The organism is Amycolatopsis sp. CB00013, assembly GCF_001905755.1.
Lineage (GTDB): Bacteria > Actinomycetota > Actinomycetes > Mycobacteriales > Pseudonocardiaceae > Amycolatopsis > Amycolatopsis japonica.
Genome location: NZ_LIWC01000002.1, coordinates 1,799,538 through 1,812,132 on the forward strand (window position 1 = coordinate 1,799,538; position 12,595 = coordinate 1,812,132).

The 12,595-nt window shown below is 70.7% G+C and carries 12 protein-coding genes; 8 read left to right on the forward strand and 4 right to left on the reverse strand.

Going from position 1 to position 12,595, the window contains the following annotated elements; translation table 11 throughout:
- Positions 1 to 24: 24 nt before the first annotated feature.
- The 3 genes from AMK34_RS42700 (at position 25) to AMK34_RS18750 (ending at position 3,849) form a co-directional block, all read left to right on the forward strand.
- Positions 25 to 168, forward strand: a complete 144-nt coding sequence (locus AMK34_RS42700) for a SapB/AmfS family lanthipeptide (RefSeq protein ID WP_123798255.1) — start codon at positions 25 to 27, stop codon at positions 166 to 168.
- A gap of 280 nt (positions 169 to 448) precedes the next feature.
- The gene (locus AMK34_RS18745) at positions 449 to 2,116 is read left to right on the forward strand and encodes an ABC transporter ATP-binding protein (RefSeq protein WP_073846132.1); all 1,668 of its coding nucleotides are present in this window, start codon (positions 449 to 451) and stop codon (positions 2,114 to 2,116) included.
- Complete coding sequence (locus AMK34_RS18750) at positions 2,113 to 3,849, forward strand: ABC transporter ATP-binding protein (protein ID WP_038520334.1); 1,737 nt, start codon at positions 2,113 to 2,115, stop codon at positions 3,847 to 3,849. The genes AMK34_RS18745 and AMK34_RS18750 overlap by 4 nt, the downstream gene beginning before the upstream one ends.
- Here AMK34_RS18750 and AMK34_RS18755 read toward each other — a convergent pair.
- Positions 3,805 to 4,224 carry an acyl-CoA thioesterase gene (locus AMK34_RS18755; protein ID WP_073846133.1) on the reverse strand — a complete coding sequence of 140 codons (420 nt, stop codon included), beginning with the start codon at positions 4,222 to 4,224 and terminating at the stop codon, positions 3,805 to 3,807. The genes AMK34_RS18750 and AMK34_RS18755 overlap by 45 nt on opposite strands.
- Positions 4,218 to 5,450: a hydroxyacid-oxoacid transhydrogenase gene (locus AMK34_RS18760; RefSeq protein ID WP_038520332.1), complete on the reverse strand. Its 1,233-nt coding sequence runs from the start codon at positions 5,448 to 5,450 to the stop codon at positions 4,218 to 4,220. Before AMK34_RS18760 ends, AMK34_RS18755 begins: the two co-directional genes overlap by 7 nt.
- 171 nt (positions 5,451 to 5,621) lie before the next feature.
- Between AMK34_RS18760 and AMK34_RS18765 the strand changes: the two genes are divergently transcribed.
- The 3 genes from AMK34_RS18765 (at position 5,622) to AMK34_RS18770 (ending at position 8,180) form a co-directional block, all read left to right on the forward strand.
- On the forward strand, positions 5,622 to 7,283 hold the full coding sequence (locus tag AMK34_RS18765) for a thiamine pyrophosphate-binding protein (RefSeq protein WP_255355312.1): 1,662 nt from the start codon (positions 5,622 to 5,624) through the stop codon (positions 7,281 to 7,283).
- 259 nt (positions 7,284 to 7,542) lie between these two features.
- A complete protein-coding gene (locus tag AMK34_RS43195) occupies positions 7,543 to 7,713 on the forward strand; it encodes a hypothetical protein (protein ID WP_162836881.1) in 171 nt (56 codons plus the stop codon).
- 263 nt (positions 7,714 to 7,976) lie between these two features.
- On the forward strand, positions 7,977 to 8,180 hold the full coding sequence (locus AMK34_RS18770; RefSeq protein WP_005163378.1) for a cold-shock protein: 204 nt from the start codon (positions 7,977 to 7,979) through the stop codon (positions 8,178 to 8,180).
- Positions 8,181 to 8,249: 69 nt separating this feature from the next.
- Here the strand turns inward: AMK34_RS18770 and AMK34_RS18775 are convergent, their stop codons facing one another.
- Both AMK34_RS18775 and AMK34_RS18780 read right to left on the reverse strand, forming a co-directional pair.
- A complete protein-coding gene (locus AMK34_RS18775) occupies positions 8,250 to 8,912 on the reverse strand; it encodes a response regulator (protein ID WP_073846134.1) in 663 nt (220 codons plus the stop codon).
- On the reverse strand, positions 8,909 to 10,168 hold the full coding sequence (locus tag AMK34_RS18780) for a sensor histidine kinase (protein ID WP_073846135.1): 1,260 nt from the start codon (positions 10,166 to 10,168) through the stop codon (positions 8,909 to 8,911). Before AMK34_RS18780 ends, AMK34_RS18775 begins: the two co-directional genes overlap by 4 nt.
- 186 nt (positions 10,169 to 10,354) lie before the next feature.
- On the opposite strand from AMK34_RS18780, the gene AMK34_RS18785 reads away from it, so the two are divergent.
- Positions 10,355 to 11,224 (forward strand): ATP-NAD kinase, encoded by an 870-nt coding sequence (locus tag AMK34_RS18785; protein WP_051972704.1) that lies wholly within the window; start codon positions 10,355 to 10,357, stop codon positions 11,222 to 11,224.
- Positions 11,225 to 11,300: 76 nt separating this feature from the next.
- A complete protein-coding gene (locus AMK34_RS18790) occupies positions 11,301 to 12,551 on the forward strand; it encodes a GAF domain-containing protein (RefSeq protein WP_174492073.1) in 1,251 nt (416 codons plus the stop codon).
- The last annotated feature ends 44 nt before the right edge of the window (positions 12,552 to 12,595 follow it).

Here is a 12,595-nt window from a genome sequence, read left to right on the forward strand (position 1 = left end):
AGGTAACTAGTGAAAGGGAACACCATGGAACTGGTTCTCGACCTGCAGGCCCTGGAAGCCCCCGAGGTTCTCGAAGGTGGCGGCGGTGGCAGCCACGGCGGCGCGAGCAACCTCAGCCTGCTGGCCTCCTGCGCGAACAGCACCGTCAGCCTGCTGACCTGCCACTGAGTCACGGCTGAGCACTGAAGGCGCGGGAGCGGCACAGGCCAAGTGCGCCGCTCCCGCGTCTTCATTTTGCCTTCCGGTTCATCTCGTTGGGATCACGGTGTGAGGAGTGGGAGGCGGAGCTGAGGTCGCGCCGCCTTGATCAGCCCGAACGCGACCCCGCCCGGCCGGAGGCCCCGCTATCGCGGTGGCAGGGCACTCTGTTCGCCCACCTCGGCATTTCGTGTCAACGGCCCTGCCGACGTCGATCGCGGTCGCGGGGTCACCAGGACTAAGGAGTGGGATGGCGGGTTCCGCCGATCGGTTGCTGGTCACGGTGACCGCACTGGATCGCCCCCGCCTGATCGCGCTGATCTTCAGCGCGCTCGCCGGGACGGCGGCGGGGCTGCTCCTGCCCGGCGCGCTCGCCGCCGCGGTCGACGCCGTCGTCGCCGGACGGCCCAGCCTGCCCGAGGTCACCTGGCTGATCGTCCTCGGCGTCACCGAGATCGCCGTCGGCCTGATCGGCGGCATCCTCACCGCGCGGATGACCGCGTCCGCGACCGCCTGGTTGCGCCGCAAACTCGCTGACCGCTATCTCGCGCTCGGCACCCGATCGACCTTCGCCGACGGTGACGCGATCAGCAGGCTCACCGGTGACTGCACCGGCGCGGGACTGGTCGCCTCCGTCGTCGTGCAGCTCGGGTCGACCACCCTCATCTCCGGTGGGGCCGTCGTCCTGCTCGCGCTGATGGACTGGCGGCTCGCGCTCGTCTTCCTCGGCAGCATCCCGTTCGGCCTGATGCTCGCGCGCACCCACCTGAAGAACACCGCCGACGACGTCCTCACTTATCAAGAGGTGTCCGGCGAGCTCGCGGCGAGGATGGTCGACGCCGTCGCCGGGCTCCGCACGATCGCCGCGTCGGGCACCGCCGACCGCGAAGCCGACCGTGTGCTGCGGCCGCTGCCGAAGCTGAGCCTCGCCGGACGCGGGATGTGGCGCACGCAGGCCCGGATGGTGTGGCGGTCCGGTCTGCTGCTGCCCGCGGTCGAGCTCGCGGTGCTCGCCGCCGCCGGTTTCGGCGTGCTGGAAGGCAGGCTGACCGTCGGCCAGGTCCTCGCGGCCCTCGGCTACGTCGCCCTCGGCATGGGCCTGATCACGCAGATTCCCTTGCTCACCACACTTTCCCGCGCGCGGTCGTGTGCGCGACGGATCACCGAGGTGCTGGAGGCGCCGGTCCCCGAACCGGGTGACCTCGGCGTCGTCCCCGGGCGGGGCACGCTCGAACTGCGCGGCGTCACCGTCGAGGGCGCGTTGCGCGACGTCGACCTGCTCGTGCGGGGCGGCCGGTTCACCGCGGTCGTCGGGCGGTCCGGTTCGGGGAAGTCCGCGCTGGTCAACGTCCTCGGTGGGCTGCTGACCCCGGACGAGGGGACGGCGACGCTCGACGGCCGTCCGCTGGAGAAGCTGCGGCCGTACGAGCTCCGCGCGGTCGTCGGGTTCGCCTTCGAGCGGCCCGCGCTGCTCGGCGCGACGATCGGCGACGCCGTCGGCTACGGCTCGTGGGCCGGGGAGGCCGCCGTGCGCGCCGCCTGCCGGTCCGCGCAGGTCGACGACCTGATCGTCCGGCTGCCGGACGGCTACCGGACGCCGCTCAGGGAAACCCCGCTCTCCGGCGGGGAGGCGCAGCGGATCGGGCTGGCGCGCGCGATCGCGCACGCGCCGCGGGTGCTCATCCTCGACGACGCCACCGCCAGTCTCGACACGGTCACCGAAGCCGCCGTCGAGGAGGCGATCGAACGCACGCTGCCCGGCAGGACCAGGGTGGTGGTGACGCATCGCGCGGCCACCGCGTCGCGGGCGGACACGGTGGTGTGGCTGGAAGACGGCCGCGTCCGGGCTGTCGGCGCCCACGACGAGCTGTGGCGGACTCCGGCTTATCGCGCGGTCTTCACCGAGGGTGCGCAATGAGCGTCTGGGGGCTCTACCGCTCGGCGCTGGCCGGGCAGTGGCGCGGCGGGCTGGTGCTGCTGGCCTGCTCCGTACTGGAGAGCGCGCCCGCGTTCTTGTCCGGTCGCCTGGTCGAACTCGCGGTTGACGAGGGGTTTGCCGCGGATCGGCCAGGCACCGGACTGCGTTGGCTCGCGGTCTTCGGGCTGGTCGCCGTGATCGGCGCGTTCGGTTCGCGGCTGGTGTGGCATCAGCTCGGCAAGGTCGTCGAGCCGTTGCGCGACGCGCTGGTGACCGCCGTCGTGCGCGGGGTCCTGCACGATCCGGCGCCGCCACGCAATCAGCCGGACGCCAGCGGCGTCGCCCGCATCACCCAGCACGTCGAGGTGGTACGCGACGCCACGGCCGGACTGCTGGTGCAGGCGCGCGGGATGATCGTGACGACGGTGGCGGCGCTGGCCGGGTTGTTCACCGTCGCCGGTTCGCTCGCGTTGATCGTCGCGATCCCGGTGGTGGTCTCGGTCCTCGTGTTCGCCTGCCTGCTCCCGTCACTGGCGCGGCGTCAGCGCGCGCTCGCGCTGGCCGACGAGCGGACCGCCGAGGTCGCGGGCGCGTCGTTGTCCGGTATGCGGGACATCGTCGCGTGCGGCGCGGAACCCTTGGCCGCGCTGGAGCTCTACGACGCCATCGACACGCAGGCCAAGGCGGCCGTGCGGGTGGCGCGGTCCGGGGCGGCCCGGACGGTGGTGATCGCGACCGGCGGTTTCGTGCCGCTGCTCCTGGCGTTGCTGGTGGCGCCGGGCATGGTCCAGGCCGGAGTGCTCACCGCCGGTGCCGCGCTCGGCGCGCTGGTCTACCTGGCGACGACGATGCAGCCGGCGTTGCGCGGGCTGGCCGCGACCGCGAGCACCGTGGTGCTGCGGCTGATCGTCGCGCTGCGGCGGCTCGCCGAAACCGCCGAGGCCGAGCCGGAGGCCGACGGCACGGCCGAACCCGACGGGACCGCGATCTACGTGCGCGACCTGACCTTCAGCTGGGGCGCGGCCGCGCAACCGGTGGTGCGCGGACTCGACCTGCACCTGCGGCCCGGCGAGCGGCTCGCGGTGGTGGGGCCGAGCGGGATCGGCAAGTCGACCTTGGCCGGGCTCCTGACCGGCATGCTCACCCCGCAGGCCGGCCGGGTGCTGCTCGGTGGGGTCCCGGTCCGGGAGGTCCCGGCGGCGCTGCGGCACCGGATGGTCGCGCTGATCCCGCAGGAGGCGTACGTCTTCGCGGGGACCGTGCGGGACAACGTCGGTCTGTTCGCGCAGACCGCGATGGACGGCGAACTGCTGGCGGCGGTGCGGGCCGTCGGCGCGGAACCGCTGGTCACGCGGCTGGGCGGGCTCGACGGCGAGATCGGGCACGGCACGCTGTCCGCCGGTGAGGCGCAGTTGATCGCGCTCGCCCGGGTGTACGCGAGCGACGCGACCGTCGTCATCCTCGACGAGGCGACGTCGCACCTCGACCCGCCCGCCGAAGCCCGCGCGGAACGGGCGTTCGCCGAGCGGGGCGGGGTGCTGGTGGTGATCGCGCACCGGCTGACGTCGGCGCTGCGCGCGGACCGGGTCCTGGTGATGGACGGCAAGGAAACCGCCCTCGGCACCCACCTCGAACTCATGGACCGGTCCACGCGCTACGCCCAGCTCATGCACGCGTGGTCGCCGCGGTTACCCCAGCCCAGTGCGCAGTTCTTCCAGCGCGCTCCTGAGTAGACCCTCGACGGGGACCGGCCGCCGGGATTCACGATCGACGAAGACGTGCACGAAGTGACCTTCCGCGATCACCGTCTCCTTCGAATACATCCCGACCTCGTAGCGGACGCTGGACCGGCCGAGATGGCCCACCCGCAGGCCGACTTCGAGTTCTCCCGGGAACGACACCGAAGCGTGGTACTTGCATTGGGATTCCACGCACAACCCGATGACCTCACCGGTCTCGATGTCGAGTCGGCCGCGTTCGATCAGCCAGGTGTTGATCACGGTGTCCATCACCGAATAGTGGACGACGTTGTTGACGTGTCCGTAGACGTCGTTGTCCTTCCACCGCAACGGAACCGTCTGCCAGTGCGGATACTCGGCGTTCACCACAGCGTCACCGATTCCCGCAGGATGACGGCGAGGTCGGCTTCGGACGCCTCGCGCGGCGCCGTCGCCAGCAGCCGTTGTTGTTTCACCGTGCCGGAAACCAGAGAGTCCACATCGGACTCGGTGTAGCCGACGGCGCCGATCCCGTTGGGGATCCCGATCTCCCGCATGATCTGGCCGAGTACCGCGGGCAGGTGATCCCGCAGATCGCCCGGCCATTCGTAATCCGGCGCGAGCAGCCGCGCCACCCGGATGTGCCGTTCGGGCGCGGCGTCGAAGGTGAACCGGAACGCCGCGGGCGCGGTCAGCGAGACGGCCATCCCGTGCGGCACCATCGCTTCGTCGCCCGGATACCCGGACGGATGGAAGTCCCGTACCTGCCCGGCGATCGGATACGCGTTGGCGTGCGGGATGTGCACCCCGGCGTTGCCGAAACCGAGCCCGGCGAACGTCGCCGCGAGCGCCATCGCCTCGCGCGCCTTCATGTCGGAACCGTCGCGCACGGCCGCGGGCAACGCCCACGACAGCAACCGCAGCGACTGCTCGGCGAACATGTCGGCCAGCGGATTCGAGCCACAGTAAGGAACCCGGTCCTCCGGCCGCTTCCGGTCGAACTCGGTGTACGGCTTGGCCGTGTAGCTTTCCGCGGCGTGGCAAAGGATGTCCATCCCGCTCGCGGCGGTCACCTCGGGCGGCTGCGAGACCGTGAGCCTCGGGTCGACCACCGCGAGGCTCGGCCGCATCCGGAGATGGCTGATGCCGCTCTTCACCCGCAGCGACAACACGTCCAGCACGCACACCGTGGTGCTCTCCGAGCCCGTCCCGGTGGTGGTCGGCACCGCGACCAGCGGTTTCAGCGGCGCGCTCGGGGCGCGGCCGCCGCCGACCGGCGCGTTGACGTAGTCCATCAGGTCGCCGTCGTTGCTGGTCAACAGGTTCACCGCCTTGGCGGTGTCGATGGCCGACCCGCCACCGACGGCGACGAAGGCGTCCCACTCGCCCTGTCCCCGCGCGAAGTCGACGGCCTTCCGCATGCTGACGTCGGTCGGCTCGACATGCACGCCGTCGAAGACGACGGCTTCGATGCCATAGGTCTCGATGCCTTCGGCGATCCGTTGTGGCCAGCCCGTCGCGGCGACACCCGCGTCGGTCAGGACGAGCACCCGGCGAGCGCCGTACTGGGTGAGGTCGTAGCCGATCTCATCGCTCGACCCGGTGCCGTACTTCAAGGCAGGCGCCCCGTAAGTGAAAACAGTTTCACGTCCGGCGGTGGCTGAGGTCACGTTTTCGTGCTCCCTTGCTCGAACACGTTCCGAATATCGGACATTCCGCCGCTCCGGGGTTGCCGGAATCGGAAGATCGCTTGACGGCACCGATCACCGCCCGCCTAAGCTCTTCTCATTAGATACCAACCGGGAGCGTCCGTCGCCCAGACGGCCGTGCGGATCCTGACCGAGGCGCAGATCCACCGCGTGTACGCGGTGGTGGGTGAGTCCTTCCTGGATCTGCTCGACGCGCTGCAACGCGAGCGCTCGATCACCTTCGTCTCGGCGAGGCACGACTCCGGCGCCGCCTTCATGGCGGAGGCCGAAGGCAAGCTCACCGAGCATCCCGCGGTCCTGCTCGCCGGCCGCGGCCCGAACGCGGCGAACCTCGCGATCGGCGTCTCCACGGCGTACCAGGACGAGAGCCCGATGGTCGTCCTCCTGGAGAACCCGCCGCAGGATCCCGGCCCGACGAGCGAGCTGCCCACCGCGGACCTGACCGCGATGTTCGAGCCGATCTCGAAGTGGACCGGCCGCGCGGAATCCCCCGACGAGGTCCCCGGCCTGCTGGTCGAGGCGCTGACCCGCTGCCGTGAGGGGCGGCCGGGCCCCACCGTCGTCGCCGTCCCCGCCGATTTCTGGGGTGTCCCGTTCGACTCGGCGAAACCGGTCGCCTCCGTGCGGCCGCCGGCCACCGGCGCGCTCGGCCGGACCGCCGAGGCGGTCGCGCAGCTGGTCGACGAGGCCCGCTACCCGGTGGTGATCGTCGGCGGCCGGGCCCGCGCGGCGCGCGACGAGCTGATCGCCGTCGCCGACGAGCTCGCGCTGCCGGTGTACAACGCGTTCCGCCGTCAGGACGCCTTTCCCGAGAACCACGCGCGCTACGCCGGCCATCTCGGCATCGGCATCCCCGCTCGGCAGCTCGACGCGCTGGAGCGCGCGGACCTCGTGCTCGCGCTGGGCACGCAGCTCGACGAGGTCACCACCCAGTCCTTCCGTTACCCGACGCCGTCGCAGACGCTGGTGCTGGTCGGCACCGGGATCGAGCCCGCCCGCCGCGGCGGCCTGACCTTCCGGGTCGACTCCGAGGTCGAGCCCTTCCTGCGTGAACTGCGCAATGTCGCCTCGCCTCGGCAACGGCGCGCGTCGGCCGCGAACGCGGCGGTGCACACCTTCATGACGCCGCCCGACACCAGCGGCGCCACCCGCGTCCACCCCGCCGACGTCATCCGCGCGGTGCGCAAGCTCGCGCCCGAAGACGCGATCGTTACCAGCGACGCGGGCAACTTCGCCCAGTTCATGCACCGCTACTGGTGTTTCACCGCGCCGCGCAGCCAGCTCGGGCCGAGCAACGCGGCCATGGGCTACGCGGTCCCCGCGGCGGTCGCGGCGAAACTCGCCGAACCACGCCGCACGGTGATCGCGATGGCGGGCGACGGCGGCGCGCTGATGACCGGGCAGGAGATCGAGACCGCCGTCCGCTACCGGGTACCGGTGACCGTTCTGGTGTTCCAGAACGGACTGCACGGCCCGCTCGCCGTGCACCAGGCGCGCAAACACGGGCGGCTGTCGGGGGTCACCGTCCCCGTCACCGACTTCGCGTCGTGGGCGCGCGGGCTCGGCGCCGCCGGGTACACCGTGGACGATCGGGAAGAGCTGGAGCCGATCATCGCGAGCGCGCTGGTGCGGCAACGCCCTTGTGTGATCGACATCCGGACGGATCCGGACGTGGTGACGCCGGACATCCGGTTGACGAGCCTGCTGGGCGCGTCGAGGCAGCAACAGGGCGGCCAGTAGGGGCCGCCACGCCGATTACCGGGCGGTACTTTTTCTCAGGGGATACACAGAAACCCTTGTGGTGCCGCCTTCACCTGCCCCAAAGGGTGGGAACGAGGTGACGACTCGGCCGACTTTCGGTCGCGGACACCGGATTTTGTCGGTCGGCCGTGGCACAATCGCGGCAACACCGAGAGTCCGATATGGACCGGGCAATGGCCGGTGGGGTTGTTGGCACGCAGTACGTACCTAGAGCGTTGTGTTGACACTGGGAGAAAACATGGCTGACGAAGCGAAGCCACAGGACAAGTCCGTTTCCGGCGTGGTGCCGGTGCTGTTCAGCGCGGACGCGGAGACCCACGACATCGCCGTCGTGGCCACGAACCGGGAGGCGTTGCGCCGCTCGCCGTTCGGCAACGAGGCGCCGCTGCGCGCGGCCAGCGGGGAATAGCCCGGCCGGTCGCCCCTCCTGTCGGAGGGGTACAGTCGGCGAAGGTGCAGTGCGGCTGCGCACACCCGAGTGATGGCGCTTGTCGGCCTGCGTGAGGTGTGCTTTACTGCACCAGGTCTCGATTTTTGTGTTCGTGTTGGTTCACGCTCGCAGAACTCAGCGGGCGTAGTGTCTCCTCGTGTTTCCGGGGAAGCAAACCGTCTGGTCATGACCCGGGCTGCCGACGTGGCTTCCTGTTTGTTTGTGTTGCATATGGAGATTTTATGACTCAGGGCACTGTGAAGTGGTTCAACTCCGAGAAGGGGTTCGGCTTCATCACTCCCGACAACGGCGGCGGCGACGTCTTCGTGCACTACAGCGAGATCAAGGGCAACGGCTTCCGTACCCTCGAGGAGAACGCCCGCGTGGAGTTCGAGATCGGGCAGGGCGCGAAGGGTCCGCAGGCCACCTCGGTCACCGTGATCTGATCCAGGTTTTCCAAGCAGGGCCGCCATCCCCTCGGGGAGGCGGCCCTGCTGCTTTTCCGGGACCGTTCTTCACGCGGGGGAGACGAGTCCCGCCTCGTACGCGAGCACGATCGCCTGAGCGCGGTCCCGCACCCCGAGTTTCGCCAGTATCCGGCCCACATACGTCTTCACGGTCTGCGCCGACAGCACCAGATCCGCGGCGATCTCCGGATTGGACCGTCCTTTCGCGATCAGCCGCAGCACTTCCCGCTCGCGTTCGGTGAGCACGTCGAACCGCGCCGGGGACGGCCGCGGAACCGGAGCGGTGGCCACGAAGTTCGCGATGAGCCGCTTCGTGACCGCGGGGGAGAGCAGCGCTTCGCCGGCGGCGACCACTTCGATGGCGTTGATCAGCTCGGCGGACGGCGCGTCCTTCAACAGGAATCCGCTCGCGCCCGCCCGCAGTGCCTCGTAGACGTAGTCGTCCAGATGGAACGTCGTCAGGACGATCACCTTCGGCTTCGCATCGTCGCCTTCGAGCAACCGCCTCGTCGCTTCGATGCCGTCCATGACCGGCATCCGGATGTCCATCAGGACGACGTCCGGTCGCGTCGCCAAGGCGGAAATACCCGCGAGCGCCTCGATTCCGTCGCCGGCTTGGCCCACCACGTCCAGCCCCGGCTGCGCGTTCAGCAGGCTGGCGAAACTTTCCCGCACGAGGGCCTGGTCGTCGACGATGAAGACGGTCGTCACGCGTCACTCACCCTCGGGAGATCCAGTTCGACGGCCACGCGGAAACCGCCGTCCGGCCGCGGCCCGGCCTCGTAGGTGCCGCCGATCAGCGTAACGCGTTCGGCGATCCCGGCAAGGCCGGTGCCGTCGCCCGCCGTTGGTGCCGCGGGCCTCGACGGCGCCCCGTTTTCGACGAGGATCGTGAGCGCGTCCGGTTCTCGCCGCACCACGACGTCCACTCCCGCCCCCGGACTGTGCCGGGCCGCGTTGCTCAGCGCCTCCTGCAGGATCCGGTACGCGGCCAGTTCGACCAAGGCGGGAATGCCGTCCCCATCGTCGATCTCCGCCCGGATCTCGATCCCGGACGCCCGGCAGCCGTCGATCAGCGACGGCACCTCCGCGAGCCCGGGCTGCGGCTCGTGTTCCGGTTCGGCGTCGGTGTCGCGCAGCACCCCGACCAGCCGCCTGGCTTCGTCGAGCGCTTCCCTGGCCGCGACCCCGATGGCGTGGAACTCCTCGGCCGCGGCCTCGGACACGTCCGGGACGCGATAGCGCGCGCTGTCGGTCCGCAGCGCGATCAGCGAGAGATGATGGCCGATGATGTCGTGCAACTCCCTGGCGATCAGCGCGCGTTCCTGCAAGGTGGCCCGTTTCGTCCGCTCCTCGACCGTCGTGCGCTCGGCCGCGTCGGCCTGCTCCAGCGCCCGGCGGCGTTGCTGCATCCCGTAGCCCGCCACGATGGTCACGGCCACCACGACCAACGACCACACCAGGGTCTTCGTACCCGCCCGAGGTATCCAGGCGATGCCGACCGCGACGGCGAGTGCCACCGCGATGATCGAAATCCCTATGCCCTGCCCGGGCTTCGTGCGGGCGAGCGTCATCGCGAGCACCGGCAGATAGGGCAGGACCTGTACCTGCAACGGCCATTCCGACAGCGTGGGGCCGAACAGCGCGTAGTCGGCGGGGAAGAGGATCGCGATGATCGCGCTGATCATTCCCGCCGCGGCCACCCGCACGGCGGTCAGCGGGAAGCGGACGACGAGCAACGGCGGCGTGATCTGCAGGATCAGCAGGAAGAAGATCAGCGGCACACTGCCGCCGCCGAGATAGCGCGCCCACGAGCCGTAGGTCAGGCCCAGCAGTACCGCGAGCGCGGAGCCGGCGAGGACGGCCTTGACCCAGGCCGGCCCGCGCCACCAGGCCGACGGCGGTTCGAGATCGGCGTCGCGGCCGGTGAGGAGCGCCCACCCCAGAGAGGCGCCGTACGAGTCCATGGCTCGACGCTAACGACGCCGACGACCGGGCACATCCCCTCCTGGGGGACACCACGAGTCCTCCACGGGGTGTCCGTGGCGCTCGCCGAACTCGCGGTGGCTTTGTGATGCAACCTCGTGCAACTCTTTCTTTCGTGGCCCGGAAGTCGTTTCCTTGTAGGGACTTGGCGCGGCAGCGGAGGACATGTGGGCGAAGCGGTTGCGGGGATCGTGGCGAACCCCGCTTCGGAGCGTGACATCCAGAGCCTGCGTTCGGCACTGAGGGTGGCCGGCGTCGGCCGCGTGATGGTGTGGACCGACGCGGGCAAGATCATCGGCACCGTCCGCCGGATGGTGGACGCGGGTGCGAGCGTGCTCATCTGCCTGGGCAACGCGACCATGATGCGGGCCGCGGCGGCCGCCTGTGGCGACGTCCCGCTGCTGATGCTGCCCGCCGGGGGCGCCGACGAGTCCGCCGTCGCCGGGCTCGCCGCGGGGCTGGTGGCCACCCATCAGGTGGACACGGACCTGGTCACGAACCGCGCCACCGTGCTCGAAGTCGTCACGAAGGCCCGGCGCGAGATCGCGCTGATCGACGTCAGCGTGTGCTCGGAGAGCCGATGGGATCCCGCGTCGCTGACCGAGCTGTACTGCACTTTCGCGGTTCCGGACGGGGTCGGGCTGTCGAGCATCCCAGGACGGCTGTGTCCCAGCCCGAAGTCCACTGTGGACGGTGTCGCGGTCTCGCTCGGACCGGTCGACGAGACGCCGTACGTCGTACAGGCGCCGATCGCGCCCGGCGAGGTGCGGGAGGTGGGTGTACGCGGCTGGAGCGTGCTGGAAGCCGGGGTCCGCGTCGATCTCGCCGCGGGCGGCGGTTCCATCGCGCTGGACGGCCAGCCGCATTTCGTGCTCAAACCAGGAGAGAGCGCTTTCGTCGAGTTGAAACCCGACGGGCCGTGGTGCGTCGACGTCCGCGCCGTGATGGCCGAGGCCACCCGGACCGGCCTGCTGCTCGGCCGGAAACCGACGCCGGCCCTTCCCACGCCCCGCCTGGCGGACGCACCCTTGCCCTAGCCCAGGTCACAGAGACCTTCCGCTCCCCGGTCCGCCCGGGCACACTGGCCTGAACAGAGCAGAAGGAGTAGGCCAGGTGCAGCTCGAGGCGGCGCTGCCGGTCGGTGCGGATCCGCGGCGGCACGCGCGTGCCCTCGCCGAAGTGCGCGAGGCCGCGCTCGCCGGGACCACGCTCCCGGGCAGGCCACGTGCGGTGATCGGCGCGTCCTGGCAGCGTATGCGGCGGCTGGGCCTGGACCCGGACCACGGCTCGCCGACTCCTCCGCTCGCCCCGGAACAGCTGGAAGCCCGGCGTCGGGGCAGCGGCCTCGCGACCGTCCTCCCCGCCCTTCGCGGCGGTCTGATCGGCCTCGCCGAGCAGGCCGCGCACATCATGGTCGTCGTCGACGCCGACGGCCGGGTGCTCTGGCGCGACGGCAGCACCGCGGTCCGCCGTCGCGCCGACGGGCTCGGCTTCGTCGAAGGGGCGGACTGGCACGAACCCGCCACGGGCACCAATGCCATCGGGACGGCGCTGGTCGCCAGGCATCCGGTGCAGGTCTACTCGGCCGAGCACTACGTCAGCAACCAGCACGACTGGACCTGCGCCGCCGCGCCACTGCACGATCCGAGGAACGGCAGGCTGCTCGGCGCCGTCGATCTCTCGGGACCGGCCTCCACCGTGCATCCGTCCACCCTCGCCCTGGTCGACGCGGTCGCGAAGCTCGCCGAAGCGCATCTGCGCACCACACACCTCTCGGATCTCGAACGGTTACGCGGCCTGGCCACGCCCCTGCTCGCCAAGGTGAAGGGCCGGGCGGTCATCACCGACCCGCACGGCTGGATCGCGGCCTCGGCGGGGCTCGTCCCGGTCGGCCGGATCGCGCTGCCGAACGACGCCGCCCCCGGCCGCACCTGGCTGCCGACGTACGGCAATTGCCTGCTGGAGCCGTTGCCCGGCGGCTGGCTCGTCCGGCTCACCGAGGAGGAGGACGCGTCGCCGACCCGGGTCGTGCTCGATCTGAGATCGTCGCGGGAAAGCACGCTGCGCGTCTCGGGCGCGGCAGGCACCTGGTCGCATCGGCTGAGCCCGCGGCACGCGGAGATGCTCTACGTCCTCGCGCGCCATCGTCAGGGGAGGTCGGCCTCGGAACTGTCGCTCGACCTCTTCGGCGACGCCGGGCGCACCGTCACCGTCCGCGCGGAGATGTCCAGGATGAGGCGGCATTTCGGCGGGTTCCTGCTGGCCAGGCCGTACCGGTTCGACGACGACGTCGAGGTCGTCGTCGAGCGGCCCGCCGACGGCGACGTCCTGCCGCACTCCGTCGCGCCCGCCGTCCGGGCTTGACCTTCGGTGTGCGCAATCGTGCGGTACGGCCCGGAGATCACGTG

Bases quoted from the DNA above. Each gene is read 5' to 3' on its own strand.
- AMK34_RS42700 (WP_123798255.1), top strand. From the start codon at position 25: ATGGAACTGGTTCTCGACCTGCAGGCCCTGGAAGCCCCCGAGGTTCTC.
- AMK34_RS18745 (WP_073846132.1), top strand. From the start codon at position 449: ATGGCGGGTTCCGCCGATCGGTTGCTGGTCACGGTGACCGCACTGGAT.
- AMK34_RS18750 (WP_038520334.1), top strand. From the start codon at position 2,113: ATGAGCGTCTGGGGGCTCTACCGCTCGGCGCTGGCCGGGCAGTGGCGC.
- AMK34_RS43195 (WP_162836881.1), top strand. From the start codon at position 7,543: ATGGCTGACGAAGCGAAGCCACAGGACAAGTCCGTTTCCGGCGTGGTG.
- AMK34_RS18770 (WP_005163378.1), top strand. From the start codon at position 7,977: ATGACTCAGGGCACTGTGAAGTGGTTCAACTCCGAGAAGGGGTTCGGC.
- AMK34_RS18780 (WP_073846135.1), bottom strand. From the start codon at position 10,168: ATGGACTCGTACGGCGCCTCTCTGGGGTGGGCGCTCCTCACCGGCCGC.